Source organism: Streptomyces sp. NPDC001070, from assembly GCF_053598835.1.
In genome coordinates this window covers 44,362-59,865 of the sequence record NZ_JBSFLB010000029.1, presented here as the reverse complement: position 1 = coordinate 59,865, position 15,504 = coordinate 44,362, and the positions used below count along the sequence as shown (strand labels likewise).

Below are 15,504 nucleotides of genomic sequence, written 5' to 3'. Positions count from 1 at the left end.
GTGAGGGTCAAGCGCGGGGTCGAGCGGGAACGGCGGATGCCCCGGTGCGCGGTGCGCGCCGGGGCATCCGATGGCGAGCGGCGTCAGCCGCGCAGCTCGGCGGCGACCAGCTCCGCGATCTGGACGGCGTTGAGAGCGGCGCCCTTGCGGAGGTTGTCGTTGGACAGGAAGAGCGCGAGGCCGTGCTCGACGGTCTCGTCCTGGCGGATCCGGCCGACGTAGGAGGGGTCCTTGCCGGCGGCCTGCTGCGGGGTGGGGATCTCCGACAGCTCCACTCCGGGGGCCGCCGCCAGCAGCTCGTACGCGCGCTCCACGCTGACCGGACGCTGGAAGCGGGCGTTGACCTGCAGCGAGTGCCCGGAGAAGACGGGCACGCGGACGCAGGTGCCGGACACCTTCAGCTCCGGGATGCCCAGGATCTTGCGGGACTCGTTGCGGAGCTTGTGCTCCTCGTCGGTCTCGAAGCGGCCGTCGTCGACGATCTTCCCGGCCAGCGGGACGACGTTGAACGCGATGGGCCGCTGGTAGACCGCGGGCTCGGGGAACTCCACGGCCGCGCCGTCGAAGGTCAGCTCGGTCGCGCGGTCCGCGACCTTGCGCACCTGCCCGTCGAGCTCGGCGACGCCGGCCAGACCGGAGCCGGAGACCGCCTGGTAGGTGGTGGCGACCAGCGCGGTCAGCCCCGCCTCCTCGTGCAGCGGGCGCAGCACGGGCATGGCGGCCATGGTGGTGCAGTTCGGGTTGGCGATGATGCCCTTGGGACGGTCCGCGATCGCCTGCGGGTTGACCTCGGAGACGACCAGCGGGACCTCGGGGTCCATCCGCCAGGCGGAGGAGTTGTCGATCACGACCGCGCCCGCCGCGGCGACCTTGGGCGCCAGGGCCTTGGAGGTCGCGCCGCCCGCCGAGAACAGCACGATGTCGAGACCGGTGTAGTCCGCGGTGGCCGCGTCCTCGACCGTGACCTCGCCGTCCTTCCACGGCACGGTGCGTCCCGCCGAGCGGGCCGAAGCGAACAGCCGCAGCTGCTCCACCGGGAAGTCGCGCTCGGCCAGCACCTTGCGCATGACACCGCCGACCTGGCCGGTGGCTCCGACGATTCCGATCCTCATCCGGTCTCTCCGATCAGTGCGTACGTACGGTCCCGAGTATCCCCCGACGCGGCGAGCGCCCGGAGGGCCGTCTCAAGCGACGGTCGCCCGGCCGGCAGCAGCGGCAGCCGTACGGCGGGGGTCGGGATGCGTCCCTGGGCGTGCAGCACCGCCTTGATCACCGTGGGGTTCGGCTCGGCGAAGCAGGCGGCGGCCAGCCTCGCGAGCGCATGCCCCAGTTCCGGATCGTGGAGACGGGCCAGCTTCACCCACAGGTCGGTGGCCAGGTGCGCGGAGGCCGCGATCGCCCCCTCGGCCCCCAGGGCGAGCAGCGCGGGCGCGAAGACGTCGTCCCCGGCGTAGAGCGGCACGTCCTTGACGAGCAGGACGGTGTCCTGGTCGATGCCGCCGACGGCGTGCTTGAAGCCCTGGACTCCGTCGATCGCGGCGATCCGGCGCACCGTGTCCGCGGTGAGGGCGAGCCCCGTGCGGTAGGGGACGTTGTAGACGATCAATGGCACGGCGGATACCGCCGCCAGGGCCTCGAAGTGCGCGACGACCCCGTCCTGTGAGGGCCGTACGTACGACGGCGCCGACACGAGCGCGGCGTCGGCGCCGGCGTCGAGGGTGCGGAGTTCCTCGACCGCCTTGCGGGTGTCGGGCCCGCCGGCGCCCACGGTGTACCGCAGCCCCCGCTCCCGGCACACCCGCCCCACGGTCGCCCGGACCGCCGCCTTCTCCTCCTCGTCCAGCGTCGCCGCCTCGGCCGTCGTCCCCAGCGCCACCAGCCCGGCGGCGCCCCCGTCGGCCATCTCGTGCGCCAGCCGCACCAGCGCGCCGGCGTCCACGCGGCCGGCCTCGTCGAAGGGCGTGATCAGCGGTACGTGAATACCCATGCCATCGAGCGTGGGCCACACGACCCTCAAGGTCCAGTTAATAGTCCTTCATCGCACCCGTAAGCAGCTCTGCACAGAAGGCGGGTCCTCGGTGCTGCCGCTCCCGCTAGCCTCCGGCCATGACGACTGTCGAAGAGCAGTACGAGATCTCCGCCGACCCCGCCCGCGTCGACGCCGCCCTCGTCCACCACTGGCTCTCCACCGACGCCTACTGGGCCCTCGGCCGCCCCCGCGCCGTCCAGGACGCCGCGATCGCCGCCTCCCTCAACTTCGGCGCGTACGACCGGGAAACCGGCACCCAGGTCGCCTGCGCCCGCGTCGTCACGGACCACGCCACCTTCGCCTGGCTCTGCGACGTCTACGTCACCCCCGCGGCCCGCGGCCGCGGCCTCGCCACGGCCCTGGCCACCACCGCCCGGGAGCACCTGGCCGCGCTGGGCGTGCGGCGCGTACTGCTCGCGACGCACGACGCGCACGGGGTGTACGCGAAGGTCGGGTTCCAGCCGCTGGAGGTGCCGGGGCACTGGATGTCGCTGGTGATGTGAGGCATGGACGGGGGCGGCCGGGCCGGCGCTGTGTCAGCGGAGGCCACTCAGGGTCGGGTGAAGCCGTTCAGCGGGCGTCACACCGATCTGGCGATGCTCGTCCACAGGGAGTCGAAGCGACCTCCGCGACGAGGTCTCGCGCAGCCAAGTCGGCCAGGAGGTTCTCCAGCGACCGGGCGTGGAGGTCGATGAGTCCGGCAAGGCGCTCGAGCGGCCGCGAGTCTTCCGGATCATCCACATTACGGGGGATCGCCGAGGGGGCGTCCACGCTCGGGCGCAGTAGCCGAACACGGATCGACGAGGGTGAGATCTCCTGCCGATGAATGCGCCTGACCTGGGGTACGAGGGCCGCGGTGAGCGACTCGGCGGTCAGACAGTACGCGTCGATCGTGATGTGCTCCGCCTCGAACGCCTCGGCTATGGCGTCATCCAGCTCCACACTGCCGACGCTGACTGCGGGCGCAGGCACGTAAGCTGCCCCGTTGGCGTGGGCCGTGCCGACGGACTGCCGCCAGTCGCGGGCGAACACACCCTTGCCCTGGGCCGGCTCCACGTACCCTTCCGCTTCGGGCAGCTTGAGTGCCTTCTGAACCGTGGCACGGGCCGTCCCGAAGCGCTCCACCAGTTCGGTCCGGGTGGGGAGTTGCTCGCCCACCCTGATGGCGCTGCCCTCGATCTCGTCGCGCAGCCCATCGGCCGCGCGCTCGAACCCTGGCCTGGATCGGGCATTTGATACGAGGTCATCCTTAAACGGTAGCGCCGCGCTCCATTTGGGCTGTCCCGTTCTGCGCACTCTCGAGGAACAGTGGCGGCACTGCCTCCACGCCGGAGACCGTGTCGAGCCCGTGAGGCCGAACGGCGATATCCACCGACCGGGCCGGCTTGCGGAACTCCTGATGCCAGCGGAGGAGGACCTTCTCGATGTGCTCGGGCGTCGCGGCCTTCTTGAGACCCACATTCGGAAGGCCCGTGCCGTCCTCGCCTCGACGGGCACCAGTCAGAGCCGCCGCGATCGACGCCACCGCGCGACCGAGCACCTCGTCCCACTCCGGTCCGGCCTCCGTGGCCCATGCGATGGCCATCGCGCCGCGCATTACGTCGGTGTAGACGGATTGAACACGCTTGTACGCCCGGTAGCGCGGCAGATCCTGCCGCACGCCCTCCGTCGCCCCAGCCAGACGGCGCCCGACGGCGCGTCTCCAGCGCCGGACTGCCTCCCGCTCATGCCGTCGTGGGTAGCGCATCAAGTGAAGGTGCGTCGCGAGGTCATAGAGCGGATCACCAATGCGCGCCAGCTCCCAGTCGATGGTCCACAGTTCGCCCGCATGGTCGACGATGAGATTTTCGCGGTGCAGGTCGCCGTGAAGCAAAACAAAAGGGCGCGGGGTGAGAGGTCCCAAGTCGTCGGCGAGACGGTCCAAGAGGCCATCGGGGATGTCGAGCTCATCGAAGAGAGATTCAAGTACCGACTTCTTGCTCTCAAAAACCCCTCGGGTCTGATCGATCAGATTCCGTAGAAATTCAGTACTGCCGTCGCCTCCATAAGGAAGCTTGCCCGGCTCCGACGGCCCATTCCCGCACACCCGTTTCGCACGGATTTCTCTGGCGTCGATCGACGCAAGCGATCCGAACAACTGGGCAATCTGCGCCCTGTGGCGTCGGCGCACCGGAGAACCCATGGGTGACAGATTCCCCAGGGTTTGCCCTTCGATGAATTCAACGAGCGTCATATTGGCGGGGGCGCCCACCAGCGCGCCCGCATCCACCACTTTCGGGATCCGCTTCACCCGGCCGCTCAATTCCGAGATGAGCTGCTCCTCCGAGCCGAAGCACCGGTGGTCGTACCAGAAGACGTGCTCCCTCGGCTCACGCAGCTTGAGCCACCGGAACTGCCTCCCCAGCGTGGTGTCAGGGTCCAGGCGAACGGCATATGCCTCATGGTGGTGCCCCTTGAGTGGGCCCACCACCTCGGCCGCGATTTGATGCGCGAACAGGAAGGTAGCGCTGGTCACCGGATTCCTCGAGACTCGGAAACAACAGAGAGTATCCTCCCTCCGGTGCCGCATGGGACTGAACGCGACTGCATGTTTATCCACTCGAGGCATCCCCACCCTCGACAAACTATGCAAAGTGCACGTCGGCGACGGTGGAGGGGTTGCATAAATATTCCGACGTGAACTACTCCGAATGAACGATGCCGTCGCCCCGTATTGACGAAGCGGACTTCTCGCACGAAACGGATGCCATCAGTGAGGGTCGCCGCTTGCCGAGTGCGAGCCGCACGGCTCGACGACTCGGCTCCACGCTGTTCGGATCTCATTCAGAGTAGGAACGATCGTCAGATCGGGGAAGTCCCTGCGAAGTTCCTGGTTGTCGTCGACGTGCGGGTTCTCAAAGCCGAGGAAGCGCACTCCCGCTCGTTGTGCCGCCACGACATCCGCAGACGAGTCTCCGATCATCAGGTAGCGGTCCGGCTCCGATGCGCGAAGCGCCCGCAGAGCCCTGGAGATACACCCGGGGTCGGGCTTCAACAGGAGTCGACCATCGGGAGACACGGTCTGCCGGCCGTAGACGTGGGGCCCGAACGGGGCGGCGAGTCCACACCGCTCGAGATAGACCCCCACAGCCGCCTCTGAATTATTGGTGGTTATGGCTATCTGCACTCCACCCTCTACGAATGCACGAACCAGACCTTCGGCCCCATCCGTCTCCGTCGCACCTTCTGCGCAATGCTGCTCCAACCTCGCCAATTCCTCCTCGAGGGCAGTGAGGCTGCCGAGGTTCGACCAAGCGAGGGCGGCCTCGCGCAGGACGTCGATGGGACTGTTCTCCCGCTCGGGGCGTACGGCCGGCAGCCCCTCCCGGGCGATGAATTCATGCAGCTGCTCCGCCACCCACGCCGCCCCCTTTGGCGCGAAAAGGTGGCACAGTGGGCCGTCGAAGTCGAACAGTACGCCTCGGACACCGGACAGCAGGGTCCGGAGCTCGCCGTCCATCCGCAGCTCGCGATCAGAAGTCACTCAGTGATTTTGGGTGCCCGCATCGTGCTTGACCAGAGGGCATGGGGCCCCCTGCCCTGCAATGACTCAGGGCAACAAACCGATCACTTCCTGCATGCGGAAAACGAAGCGCCTGGCATTTGCCTTCGTCATCTCACGCTTCTTTAGTTCATTTCTGGCATAGCCGACAAAGTCGATGCCCGCCTCCCGCGACGCCAGGACGTCCAGCGGCGAGTCCCCCACGAACAAGCAGTGCTCCGGCTTGACGTCGAGCTGTCTCACCGCTTCCAGGAGCATGTAAGGGTTCGGCTTCATGAGCCGGGCGTCGCGAGGGCGTCCGATGATCGGCCCGTCGACCCACTCCAGGAGTTCATTGACCAACAGGAAGTTCCGGATGGCCTCGTCATGGTTGTTGCTGACCACGCCGAGACGCACCCCACGCGACCTCAAGGCTCGCATGAGGTCCGCAGCGTCGTCTGTGATCTCCGCGGATGTGGCTGCCTCGACCTCCTCCTTGGCCAGGAGCTCACCCACCTCGGCACTCACCTCAAAGGCCTTGTGATGCGGCCCGTTCGCAAGCTCCCACAGCAACCCGTGCGGGTCGTCCGTGCCGGCCAGTTCGGGCGGCAGGAGCGATTCGGCACGGAGCCGGTCCTTGAGTCGGGACGCCACGGCGGATGCGGGATATCCGGCAAAGAGGCGGCAGATCGGGCCGTCGAAGTCCAGTAGGACACATTCGACGCCGCCGGCCCTCAGAGGGGATCGGCGATCTTCGTCCAGAGTGAGTTGAACCACGCCTGAGAGACTTCCATACGTTCCGGCGACTGGGGATAAAGCTTGGCCCCGACACCCAGGACGTCGTAGATGCCGATGGTCTGACCCTCGACGGTGATGGTGTTGTCGGTGACAACGTAGAGGCCGTCGAGAGCCACTGCCCCGTTGAACAGGTAGAGCTTGTGCAGGGGGGTGGCAGCCACTTGCCGCACCTCGACACTGACATCCGGCACGGCGCCCTGCCCCTGCAGGTTCACCAGGTTCTTAAGGGCCTCGATGTGAATGCCCGCAAGGCCGCTGAGCCGCTGCATCGGTCGGGGATCATCGGGGTCCTCGACGCTCCGGGGGATCGCCAGCCGCACGTCGGTACGCGGCAGTATGAGGCGGACGTGGATCGAGGAGGGCCGGATCTCCTCTCGGATGATCCGCCGCTGCTGGAGCACTAGGGACGCGTTGAGGGATTCGGCTGTCAGGCAGTACGCGTCGATCGTGATGTGCTCGGCCTCGAACGCCTCGGCGATGGCGTCATCCAGCTCCACGCTGCCGGCCCTGGCTGCGACCGCGGACGTGTGGCCGGACCCATTGGTATGGGCCGTCCCGACGGGATTGCGCCAGTCACGCGCGAACACGCCCTTGCCCTGGGTGGACTCCACGCGCCCCTCGGCTTCGAGCAGCTTGAGCGCCTTCTGAACCGTGGCGCGGGCCACCCCGAAGCGCTCCACCAGGTCTGCATGGGTGGGGAGTTGCTCGCCGACTCCGATGGCACCGCGCTCGATCTCACTGCGCAGCTCATCGGCCACGCGCTCGAACTCGCGCCTGGCCCCACTGAGATGGCGACCGTTGCTCACCTGTCACAGGGTACAGGTTTGCCGTAGACAAGTGTAGATGACTATCTGAGTTTAGTGATCTGCAGTCAGCGGCACTATGACCATACAAGCTGAAGTCAACTGCCCTACGGGACAGTCAAGTTAGCCAAGTTGGCTTCACCGGGGGCCGTGACCTCCCCGTCCCGACGACGCGCCGGGGACGGCCGCGGGTGAGAGTGCAGCGCCACGTCGCATCGCCTGCACGCACGCACACACACATCAGTACCACGCTTCCGCTCAGCCCCTTGCCGACCTCCGGGTCACATCTGCGTCCTCCGTGCTCTACGCGCGGAGAGATCGGTCCAACGCGCCTCGAAGGAGTGAATCGCTATGCCCGCTCTCGCTCTGTGCGCCTTCGCGTTCGAGCAGCTCGTCCAGTGGCGGTACGGCGCGGCAGGCGCCTTCGCCGTCGGACTGTTCACGGTGGGCCACAAGGCCCGGAACACGACGTTCACGTGCGTCGGACTCGCGGTGATCGCGCTGCTGCTGGCCCAGTAGGGCCGGCGCGGCAGCGGGCCCGCGCCTTTCGGCCGGCCACCTTGGAAGGGGGTGGGTCATGCTGTGGACTCGTGTGCCGGCGGCACTGCTGGAGCAGTACCTGGCATGGCAGTACGGGCCGTTGACGGGGCTGGGCGTACTGCTGGTGGGTGCCGGGCTCCAGGCGCGTTCCAGCAATGCGATGTGCGTCGGCGGGGTACTCGTCCTCCTGGTGCTGGTCTCCTACGCCACCACTGGCGACAACTAGAACGTGTCGATCGCCCACGGCTTCCGCGCCGTGCGGAACAGCGCGTCGACACGCGACGCCCCGCCCTGGCGGGACTCCGCGGCACGTCCGACGACCGTCAGGCGGGCCGCGGACTCGTCGCCGAGGTAGAGGGAGGCGAGGGCGGCGGCGTCGAGGGTGACGTCCGGGGCGGCGGAGGGGGCCGCCTCGGCGGTGGCGGTGCCGTCGGCGGCGGCTTCCAGGCGGAAGCGGCCGGCGGCATGGCCGTGCGGGTCGGTGACGTCGAGGACGACGGCGCCCGGAGCCGCGTACGTGCGGGCGGCCAGCGCACGGGGGACGTCGAGCAGGCGCAGCCACATGAAGTCGGAACTGGAATGGACGCTCGCGGCGCGCGGGTCGGCCAGCAGCAGCGGCAGGACGTCGTCCTGGGCGCGGAAGCCAGTCCGTACGGTGGCGACCCAGTCGATGGAGAGCAGGTACCGCCACAGGGCCCGCTCGGCCTCCGGGGTGGCGGCGATCAGCTCGTGCACGGTGAGCGGGACCTTCGGGAACATCCCGTGCCAGGTGTCCTCGGCGGTGTACGAGGCGAGGCCGTCGACGCGTCCGGAGGCGTCCCGGTAGAGGACGAAGAGCGGTTCCTTCCACGGGTGCGAGGGGTTGACCACCGTGCCGGTGGCGTACTCCCAGAAGCGCTCGGTGCGGTTGATGGCGCCGGGCGTGCGCAGCCGTACCCGGTCGTGGAGCTGCGGGCCGAGTTTGAGGACCTCGGCGGGGTCCGCGAGGTCGATGCGGCCGCCGTCCGCGGGCGCGCCCTGGGGGCGGCCGGCGCGGGCGGTGTCGACTTCCCACTCGGTGACGCCGGCGGCGGGGCCGAAGCCGTAGCGGCCGTAGATCGCGTACTCGGCCGCGACGAGGATCGCGACCGGCTCGCCGCGGCGTACGGAGGCGTCGAGTTCGGCGGCCATCATGCGGGAGGCGAGGCCGCGGCGCCGGTGCGTCGCGGTGACCGAGACGTTGGTGATCGCGGACGCGGGCAGGACCGCCCCGCCGGGCACGGTGAGTTCGCGCGGCATGCTGCGGAACGTGGCGACGCAGCGGTTGTCGTCGAACGCGCCCTGGGTGCGGTCAAGGTCCGTCTGTGAACGGCGGATGGCGACTTCTTCCTCGGTCACCGTGGGCGCCCGGTGGAAACCGGCGCTGACGGCGCGCAGCCAGCCGGGGAAGTCGGACTCACCGATCGTACGGACCTCAAGGCTCATGTCCGGCACGTTAAGCGGCCGTCCGGCCCGGCCGCATCCCCTTTTCCGCGGGCGTCCGGTCCGCCCGGCTCAGTCCCCCGCCAGCAGGTCGTCGACCCGGGCCTCGCCCTCGCGGTAGCGGCGGGCGATCTCGGTGCTGCAGCCGTCGACCGTGCGCTGCAGTGACTGCCGTCGTCGCGAGACCTGCTGCTCGTGGCGGACCAGCCGGCCCATCGCGTCGTGCAGCTCCTGATCGGTGCGGGCCTCCAGATCGGAGAGTTCGACCTCGGCGAGCATCTCCTCGGCGAGCTGCCGGTAGCGCTCGCTGTGCGGCGTGCGCAGGGTGACGTGCCGGGCGGAGGAGCGGTGCCGGGAGGGCGTGTCGGTGAGGATCTCGGAGAGCCGGTCGAGTACGGGGGCGTCCGGGGCGGTGCGGCGGGCCAGTTCGGCGCGGAGGATGTCGATCCGGCCCTGGAGGAGCCGCCGCAGGTAGGAGAGGTCGGCCTCCTCCCACTGCGCCTCGCGGCGCGCGGTGCGCAGTCCTTCGAGGGTGAGGCCGGCGAAGTCGGGCTGGGAGGTGCCTGGGCCGAGGGGGGAACGCGGGCCCGGTGCCTTGAGCATGCGATCGCCTTCCGCCGTCCCGGTGGTGATGCTGTGATTCATCGCTGTCCGTCCCCTCGTCCCCCACGTCGGGCAGATCTCGATCGTGCCACCGAGTAGCTGCGTCTCGCAGGCACCTGCACCCGAACGGCGGCTCCGGACAGTTGTGCGTGAGTCCAAGCGGGCGTACGGCCCGAGTACCGCGCGCCCCCGCTGACCCGGGACAATGGCGGCATGCGTGCGGTGGCCCAGCGGGTGAGCGAAGCGAGTGTCGTGGTGGAGGGCGAGACGGTCGGGAAGATCGTCGGTCCCGGTCTGTGCGTGCTGGTGGGGGTGACGCACGACGACACCGCGGAGAAGGCGGCGCAGTTGGCGCGGAAGCTGTGGAGCCTGCGCATCCTGCCCGACGAGAAGTCCTGCTCGGACATCGCGGCGCCGCTGCTCGTGATCTCCCAGTTCACCCTCTACGGTGACGCCCGCAAGGGGCGCCGCCCCACCTGGAACGCGGCCGCGCCCGGCCCGGTCGCCGAGCCGCTGGTGGACGAGGTGGTGGCGCAACTGCGGTCGCTGGGCGCGCACGTGGAAACGGGCCGCTTCGGAGCGAAGATGAAGGTCTCGCTCACGAACGACGGCCCGTTCACGGTCGTGCTGGAGATCTGAGAGGACAGGCCTCAGGGCTCGACGATCGTCTCCTGGCTCGCCGCCGTCCCGTCCGCGAGCAGCGTCGCGTCCACGGACGTGTTCCGCTTGATCACGGCGAGGGCGATCGGGCCCAGCTCCCAGTGCCGGGCGGACGAGGTGACGGTGCCGATCGGGCGGCCCTCCGGCCCGTCCGAGGCGAGCCGGACGGGCGTGCCGTGGCCGGGCAGCTTGACCTCGCTGCCGTCGAGGTGGAGGAAGACCAGGCGACGCGGCGGCCGGCCGAGGTTGTGCACACGGGCGACGGTCTCCTGACCGCGGTAGCAGCCCTTGTTGAGGTGGACCGCGGTGTCCAGCCAGCCCAGCTCGTGCGGGATGGTGCGGTGGTCGGTCTCCAGGCCGAGCCGCGGGCGGTGGGCCTCGATCCGCAGCGCCTCCAGGGCCAGCACGCCGATCGGGGTGCCGACCTGCTGCGCGAAGGTCTCCAGTTCGGCGCGCGGTACGAACACGTCGCGGCCGTACGGGACCTCGCGTACCGGCCACTCCTCCGGGACGGCGGCGATGCTGCCCGCCGGGAGGTGGACGACCGCGTACGCGCCGGTCACGTCGGAGACGTCGACCTGGTAGAAGAACTTCATGCTCTCCAGGTACGCGATCAGCTCGCCCTGGGTGCCGGGTTCGACGTGCATCCAGGTGGTCGTGCCGTCGTCGACGAGGTAGAGGGCATGCTCGATGTGGCCGTGGGCGGAGAGGATGAGCGCCTCGGCGGCCCGGCCGGGCGGGAGGTCGCTGACGTGCTGGGTGAGCAGCAGGTGGAGCCAGGCGAGCCGGTCCTGGCCGGTCACGGCGACGACGCCCCGGTGGGAGAGGTCGACGAAGCCGTCGCCGGACGCCAGGGCGCGTTGCTCGCGGAAGAGGTCTCCGTAGTGCGCGGCGACTCCCTCGTCAGGGCCTTCCGCGGGAACGGCGCCGGGGAGCGACAGCAGGGGGCTGGTCGTTGTTTGTCGCTGCATGGACCCAGCCTACGTCCCGTTACTTGAACCCTCAGGCGTTCGGGTCCTGCCCGCGCAGTCCGCGCAGCGGCCGAAGATCGCGAAGTGCTTCATGTCGGTCTCGAAGCCGTAGGTCTCGCGCAGCTTGGCGGTCAGCGGCTCCGCGACGGACACGTCGGCCTCGATCACCGACTCGCAGTCCCGGCACACCAGGTGCATGTGGTGGTGCCGGTCGGCGAGGTGGTACGTGGGGGCGCCGTGCCCGAGGTGGGCGTGGCTGACCAGGCCCAGCTCCTCCAGGAGCTCCAGCGTGCGGTAGACGGTGGAGATGTTGACGCCGGAGGCCGTCCTGCGCACCTCGGTCAGGATGTCGTCCGGGGTGGCGTGCTCAAGGGTGTCGACAGCCTCCAGGACAAGCTGTCGCTGCGGCGTCAGCCGGTAGCCGCGCTGCCTCAGGTCGCTCTTCCAGTCCGTGGTGACCACGAGGACAGTCTAGGCAGGGGAAAGGGGGATCACGGAGTCGTGATCCCCCTCGGGAGTCGCGCGGGAGCCGCGGGGGCGGCTCAGCGGAAGAACGCGATGCCGTCGTCCGGAAGGTCCTTGAGGTCCTTCGCCCACTCGCTGGGGTTGACGACCTTCTTCAGGTGCGCCGACATGTAGGGGCGCAGCGACACCTCCGGGGTGGCCTTCTCGCCCACCCACATCAGGTCGCTCTTGACGTAGCCGTAAAGGCGCTTGCCGCCGCTGTACGGGGGCGCGTCGGACAGCCTGGCCACGGCGTCGGTGGCGAGGTCGATCTGCGGCTTGCCCTCGGCGAGCTCGCCGTACCAGATCTCGATGACGCCGTTGTCGCGGGTCATGGTGATCTCGACCTTGCGGTCCTTGTCGATCCGCCAGAAGCCGGACTCGCTCTCCAGCGGCTTCACCGGCTTGCCCCCGGCGTCCAGGACCCAGGCCTTGGAGGTGTACTCCAGGAACGACCGTCCGTCGTGACTGAAGATCACTTCCTGACCGAAGTTGCACTTCTCGGCGCCGGGGAAGTCGAAGACGCCCGCGCCTTCCCAGGTGCCCAGGAGAAAGGCGAGCGGCACGAGGTCCGGATGCAGGTCGGACGGGATTTCAATCATGATCAGCGCTGTCCCTGGTAGAGCTTCTTCACCGCCAGAACGGAGAACGCGATGACGCCAAGGCAAACCAGGACAAGCAGGGCGTCGAAGAAGAACTCAATGGCGCTCACGAGCGTGCTCCTCGGGCAGGCGCGGACGGTCGGCGGCCCGGTGGGCCAGCTACGAGTCTAGTGGGCGGGTACGGGCGCGGCGGCGTGAGGTCCGCCCCACGCGCCGCGCCCGCCCCTCGCGTCCCGCTCGCCGGCCGGGTCAGGCGAGCAGCTGCGACTGCAGCATCACGGTCTGGTGGAAGGGCACGGCGGGCTGGGTGCCGGCCTTGGTGAGCACGACCAGCGCCAGGACGTCGCCGGCCTCGACGTACCCGAAGCGGACGTGCTCGGGACCGCGGGGCTTGCTCTCGTTGTACAGGGACCACTGCACCTCGGGATCCGGGAGATCCGACGAGTCCCAGTCCGTGTCGTAACCGGCGCCCCCGGACTTCTCGAGGCTGCCGAAGAGCATGAGGTCCTCCTTGACGGCGCCCGTGTACGCCGCGGTGGCGAACTGCAGCAGGTAGATCTCGGCGCGGGTGCCGTCGTCCGTGGTCCAGGCGCGCGCCGCGATGTGGCGCAGGGTGTTCTGCTCCAGCGTGCCGGTCAGTTTCGCGCGGTCGCCCTTCTGGTAGAGCTCGAGGAAGTCGCGGGTCGGCAGCCAGCCGGTGGGGCCCGGGAGTGCCTTGTCGACCTTGGCCCCGGCGGGGGCGGGCAGCAGCAGGGTGTGGAGGTCCGCGTAGTGGCGGCGGGCCCGGTTGTGATCCCCGTCCAGCGGCCGGGGCGCCCCTGCCGGCAGCTGGGGCAGCTTCAGGGCGGGGTACGTCCATCGGCCGTCGTCCGGGGTCCGCAGACCCGGGATCTCGGTCCGCTCCGGCTGTGTCACGGCGTACGCCGCGGCCCCGCCGAGTGCCGCGAACACCAGGACGGCGGCGGTCCACCGCACCGCGGCGCGCAGCCCCCGCCGGTCCCGCAGCCGCGTGCGCTGACGGGGCACGCCCGCGTCCGCGGAGGGCGCCGCCGTGACGGGCTCCGTCGCGACCCCTGCGGAGGCGGGCCCCTCAGCCCTCTCGGGCGCGGCCTGCGCGGGCTCCTCCGGCTGCTCCGCGGGCTCCCCGGCCTCCTGGGGCTCCGTGATCGCGGCCTCCGGACCGGCGCCCGCAAGAGCGGCGGCTTCCTCGGGGGCCTGCGCCGGCACCTCCTCCGCCGGGGCACCGGTCTGCGCCGGGATCTTCACGTCGTCGTCGGTACGAGTCTGCTCGCTCATGCGGCCTCTCCCGGGTCCTGTACGCGGTCGAGCTGCAGCTTGAACAGTTCCGCGGCGTCGTCCTTCTTCAGCGGCGACGCGCCCGAGACGGACATGCGCACGGTGAGGTCGCCCTCGGTCGCCTGGCAGATCATGGTGTCGAGCTTCGCTCCGGGCTTCTTGGGCGGCAGGACGCAGCGCGCCTTGTCGTGGCCCGCGATCTTCGGCCCGTTGCGGAAGACCCCGAGCGCCTTGGTGAAGGCGCTGAAGAACTCGGTGCCGGCGCGCGCGGCGCGCTTGTTCTTCATCTGGACGATCTGCGTCTCGAAGACCGCCTCGCCCGTCACCTCGCGGTAGGTCCGCAGGCCCACGCCCTGGATGTGCAGCTCCCTCACGGCCTTGCGCAGCCGGTCCCGCTGCTTCTTCGGCAGCCCGGCGAGATCGCCCTGGAACACCGTCTCGGCCTGCTTGCCGGTGAACTCCGCGTCGTTGCCGTACTCGCCCACATCGGGGCCCGGCATGTAGGCGGGGGGCACGGGCAGCAACAGCTTGCCCAGCGCGCCGTAGTGGCTGCCGCCGGACTCGCTGCCGAACGAGCCGGTCTTCTTCGGCTCGGGTGCCTTCCACGGCCGCGCGGCCGTCTGCTTGTCGTCGTCCTTCTGCTGCTCGAGCACGGCGAAGCCGATGCCGCCGCCGGCGACGACGGCCACCAGCGCGGCCGCGATGCCGAGCGCGAGGCCGCGGCGGCTCCTGCGGGACGCGGTGGCGGCCTCCGGCTCCGGCTCGGCGCCGGTCAGGGGCTGCGGCTCCGGCTCGGACCCCGGCTGCGATACCAGCTCGGCCTCCGGCTGGGGCTGCGGTTCCGGCTGCGATACCGGCTCCGGCTGGGGCACGGGCTCCGGCTCGGCGGGAAGGATCTTCTCGTCGCTCACAGCCGCTCCCACTGCCGCTCGGCCAGGGACACGACCGTGGACTTCTTGATCGGCCGGTCCGAGTGCACCCAGATGTCCATCATGACCGTGCCCTTCCTGGCCAGGGCGCGCGCCGTGTAGAGCGGCAGGTAGCCAGGCTTCGTGTAGGGCTTGGAGTAGACCCACGCCCTGCCGTCGAAGGTTCCGGGGATGGCCGTCCCCTTGTTGCCCGCGAACTTCTTCTCGTGCATGTAGCCCTGCTGGCCGTCGAGCATTTCCGCGGTGTAGGTGTTCGCCTCGTCGCGGAACTGGACCAAGTGGACCTCGGTGGTGGTCGTCGTGGCGTAGCCACCGGTCCGCCAGATGGAGATGGCGGCCCTCCGGAAGTCGTTGGTGTTCAGGTCGGTGAACATGGAGTCCGGCTCGGTGTACGAGTCGGCGTACTCGTACAGCGAGAGCCAGTGCTCGTTGCCGTAGCTGCCGTCCAGGTCCTTGGCGCCCTTCGGCTTCTTGAGCAGCAGCTTGCGCAGGTCGCCCTCGGACCTGACCAGCGTGTCCTCGGCCGCCGTGAGCGGCTTCGCCGCGGGGGCGGCGCCCTTGGGCTGCACGAGCTTGGGCTGGGCGAGCGGGGGGAGCGGGGTCTCCGGGCGGTCGTACTGGATCTTGTAGCCGGCTCCGGCGCCCGCGAGGACGCCCAGGACCGCCGCGGCGGCGATCAGCAGGGTGGTCCGGCCGCGTCTGCGCGGCGGGCGGACCGGGGGCCCGTCCGGAACAGGGGTGTCCTGTTCCGGGACGGGGGTGTCCTGGGACAAGGGGGTCTCCACTGG

The 15,504-nt window shown here is 69.7% G+C and carries 19 protein-coding genes; 4 read left to right on the top strand and 15 right to left on the bottom strand.

Going from position 1 to position 15,504, the window contains the following annotated elements:
• Positions 1 to 83: 83 nt before the first annotated feature.
• The gene (locus tag ACWDAS_RS30800) at positions 84 to 1,112 is read right to left on the bottom strand and encodes an aspartate-semialdehyde dehydrogenase (protein WP_450397570.1); all 1,029 of its coding nucleotides are present in this window, start codon (positions 1,110 to 1,112) and stop codon (positions 84 to 86) included.
• Positions 1,109 to 1,987 carry a dihydrodipicolinate synthase family protein gene (locus tag ACWDAS_RS30795; protein WP_450397568.1) on the bottom strand — a complete coding sequence of 293 codons (879 nt, stop codon included), beginning with the start codon at positions 1,985 to 1,987 and terminating at the stop codon, positions 1,109 to 1,111. Before ACWDAS_RS30795 ends, ACWDAS_RS30800 begins: the two co-directional genes overlap by 4 nt.
• 119 nt (positions 1,988 to 2,106) lie before the next feature.
• Here ACWDAS_RS30795 and ACWDAS_RS30790 point away from each other — a divergent pair, with 119 nt between their 5' ends.
• Complete coding sequence (locus tag ACWDAS_RS30790) at positions 2,107 to 2,532, top strand: GNAT family N-acetyltransferase (protein WP_450397567.1); 426 nt, start codon at positions 2,107 to 2,109, stop codon at positions 2,530 to 2,532.
• Positions 2,533 to 2,599: 67 nt separating this feature from the next.
• Here ACWDAS_RS30790 and ACWDAS_RS30785 read toward each other — a convergent pair whose 3' ends face one another.
• The 5 genes from ACWDAS_RS30785 to ACWDAS_RS30765 all read right to left on the bottom strand — a co-directional run bounded on the left by ACWDAS_RS30785 (position 2,600) and on the right by ACWDAS_RS30765 (position 7,153).
• On the bottom strand, positions 2,600 to 3,325 hold the full coding sequence (locus ACWDAS_RS30785) for a winged helix-turn-helix domain-containing protein (protein WP_450397565.1): 726 nt from the start codon (positions 3,323 to 3,325) through the stop codon (positions 2,600 to 2,602).
• Positions 3,279 to 4,544 (bottom strand): phosphotransferase, encoded by a 1,266-nt coding sequence (locus ACWDAS_RS30780; RefSeq protein WP_450397564.1) that lies wholly within the window; start codon positions 4,542 to 4,544, stop codon positions 3,279 to 3,281. Before ACWDAS_RS30780 ends, ACWDAS_RS30785 begins: the two co-directional genes overlap by 47 nt.
• Before the next feature lie 234 nt (positions 4,545 to 4,778).
• On the bottom strand, positions 4,779 to 5,552 hold the full coding sequence (locus ACWDAS_RS30775) for an HAD family hydrolase (protein ID WP_450397562.1): 774 nt from the start codon (positions 5,550 to 5,552) through the stop codon (positions 4,779 to 4,781).
• A 66-nt stretch (positions 5,553 to 5,618) separates the two neighbouring features.
• A complete protein-coding gene (locus ACWDAS_RS30770; protein WP_450397560.1) occupies positions 5,619 to 6,326 on the bottom strand; it encodes an HAD family hydrolase in 708 nt (235 codons plus the stop codon).
• Positions 6,284 to 7,153, bottom strand: a complete 870-nt coding sequence (locus ACWDAS_RS30765) for a GntR family transcriptional regulator (protein WP_450397559.1) — start codon at positions 7,151 to 7,153, stop codon at positions 6,284 to 6,286. Before ACWDAS_RS30765 ends, ACWDAS_RS30770 begins: the two co-directional genes overlap by 43 nt.
• A 348-nt stretch (positions 7,154 to 7,501) precedes the next feature.
• On the opposite strand from ACWDAS_RS30765, the gene ACWDAS_RS30760 reads away from it, so the two are divergent.
• Together ACWDAS_RS30760 and ACWDAS_RS30755 are read left to right on the top strand one after the other, a co-directional pair.
• A complete protein-coding gene (locus ACWDAS_RS30760; protein ID WP_179280085.1) occupies positions 7,502 to 7,669 on the top strand; it encodes a hypothetical protein in 168 nt (55 codons plus the stop codon).
• Positions 7,670 to 7,727: 58 nt separating this feature from the next.
• Positions 7,728 to 7,916, top strand: coding sequence for a hypothetical protein (locus ACWDAS_RS30755; RefSeq protein WP_450397557.1), 189 nt, complete (start codon positions 7,728 to 7,730; stop codon positions 7,914 to 7,916).
• Here ACWDAS_RS30755 and ACWDAS_RS30750 read toward each other — a convergent pair.
• Positions 7,913 to 9,154, bottom strand: coding sequence for a GNAT family N-acetyltransferase (locus tag ACWDAS_RS30750; RefSeq protein WP_450397556.1), 1,242 nt, complete (start codon positions 9,152 to 9,154; stop codon positions 7,913 to 7,915). The two genes, ACWDAS_RS30755 and ACWDAS_RS30750, sit on opposite strands and share 4 nt — an antisense overlap.
• A gap of 69 nt (positions 9,155 to 9,223) precedes the next feature.
• A complete protein-coding gene (locus ACWDAS_RS30745) occupies positions 9,224 to 9,754 on the bottom strand; it encodes an RsiG family protein (protein ID WP_450397664.1) in 531 nt (176 codons plus the stop codon).
• 213 nt (positions 9,755 to 9,967) lie between these two features.
• Here ACWDAS_RS30745 and dtd point away from each other — a divergent pair, with 213 nt between their 5' ends.
• Positions 9,968 to 10,393 carry a D-aminoacyl-tRNA deacylase gene (gene dtd, locus ACWDAS_RS30740; RefSeq protein WP_450397554.1) on the top strand — a complete coding sequence of 142 codons (426 nt, stop codon included), beginning with the start codon at positions 9,968 to 9,970 and terminating at the stop codon, positions 10,391 to 10,393.
• 11 nt (positions 10,394 to 10,404) lie between these two features.
• Here the strand turns inward: dtd and ygfZ are convergent, their stop codons facing one another.
• The 6 genes from ygfZ to ACWDAS_RS30710 all read right to left on the bottom strand — a co-directional run bounded on the left by ygfZ (position 10,405) and on the right by ACWDAS_RS30710 (position 15,489).
• A complete protein-coding gene (gene ygfZ, locus ACWDAS_RS30735) occupies positions 10,405 to 11,385 on the bottom strand; it encodes a CAF17-like 4Fe-4S cluster assembly/insertion protein YgfZ (RefSeq protein ID WP_450397552.1) in 981 nt (326 codons plus the stop codon).
• Positions 11,386 to 11,394: 9 nt separating this feature from the next.
• Positions 11,395 to 11,847 (bottom strand): Fur family transcriptional regulator, encoded by a 453-nt coding sequence (locus tag ACWDAS_RS30730; RefSeq protein ID WP_450397550.1) that lies wholly within the window; start codon positions 11,845 to 11,847, stop codon positions 11,395 to 11,397.
• Between the two features lie 80 nt (positions 11,848 to 11,927).
• Positions 11,928 to 12,491 (bottom strand): FABP family protein, encoded by a 564-nt coding sequence (locus ACWDAS_RS30725; RefSeq protein ID WP_450397548.1) that lies wholly within the window; start codon positions 12,489 to 12,491, stop codon positions 11,928 to 11,930.
• A gap of 249 nt (positions 12,492 to 12,740) precedes the next feature.
• Positions 12,741 to 13,787 (bottom strand): hypothetical protein, encoded by a 1,047-nt coding sequence (locus ACWDAS_RS30720; protein ID WP_450397547.1) that lies wholly within the window; start codon positions 13,785 to 13,787, stop codon positions 12,741 to 12,743.
• Complete coding sequence (locus ACWDAS_RS30715) at positions 13,784 to 14,698, bottom strand: hypothetical protein (protein ID WP_450397546.1); 915 nt, start codon at positions 14,696 to 14,698, stop codon at positions 13,784 to 13,786. Before ACWDAS_RS30715 ends, ACWDAS_RS30720 begins: the two co-directional genes overlap by 4 nt.
• Positions 14,695 to 15,489 (bottom strand): hypothetical protein, encoded by a 795-nt coding sequence (locus tag ACWDAS_RS30710; protein WP_450397544.1) that lies wholly within the window; start codon positions 15,487 to 15,489, stop codon positions 14,695 to 14,697. Before ACWDAS_RS30710 ends, ACWDAS_RS30715 begins: the two co-directional genes overlap by 4 nt.
• Positions 15,490 to 15,504: the final 15 nt, after the last annotated feature.

Bases quoted from the DNA above. Each gene is read 5' to 3' on its own strand.
- ACWDAS_RS30800 (WP_450397570.1), bottom strand. From the start codon at position 1,112: ATGAGGATCGGAATCGTCGGAGCCACCGGCCAGGTCGGCGGTGTCATG.
- ACWDAS_RS30795 (WP_450397568.1), bottom strand. From the start codon at position 1,987: ATGGGTATTCACGTACCGCTGATCACGCCCTTCGACGAGGCCGGCCGC.
- ACWDAS_RS30790 (WP_450397567.1), top strand. From the start codon at position 2,107: ATGACGACTGTCGAAGAGCAGTACGAGATCTCCGCCGACCCCGCCCGC.
- ACWDAS_RS30760 (WP_179280085.1), top strand. From the start codon at position 7,502: ATGCCCGCTCTCGCTCTGTGCGCCTTCGCGTTCGAGCAGCTCGTCCAG.
- ACWDAS_RS30755 (WP_450397557.1), top strand. From the start codon at position 7,728: ATGCTGTGGACTCGTGTGCCGGCGGCACTGCTGGAGCAGTACCTGGCA.
- ACWDAS_RS30750 (WP_450397556.1), bottom strand. From the start codon at position 9,154: ATGAGCCTTGAGGTCCGTACGATCGGTGAGTCCGACTTCCCCGGCTGG.
- ACWDAS_RS30745 (WP_450397664.1), bottom strand. From the start codon at position 9,754: ATGCTCAAGGCACCGGGCCCGCGTTCCCCCCTCGGCCCAGGCACCTCC.
- dtd (WP_450397554.1), top strand. From the start codon at position 9,968: ATGCGTGCGGTGGCCCAGCGGGTGAGCGAAGCGAGTGTCGTGGTGGAG.
- ygfZ (WP_450397552.1), bottom strand. From the start codon at position 11,385: ATGCAGCGACAAACAACGACCAGCCCCCTGCTGTCGCTCCCCGGCGCC.
- ACWDAS_RS30725 (WP_450397548.1), bottom strand. From the start codon at position 12,491: ATGATTGAAATCCCGTCCGACCTGCATCCGGACCTCGTGCCGCTCGCC.
- ACWDAS_RS30720 (WP_450397547.1), bottom strand. From the start codon at position 13,787: ATGAGCGAGCAGACTCGTACCGACGACGACGTGAAGATCCCGGCGCAG.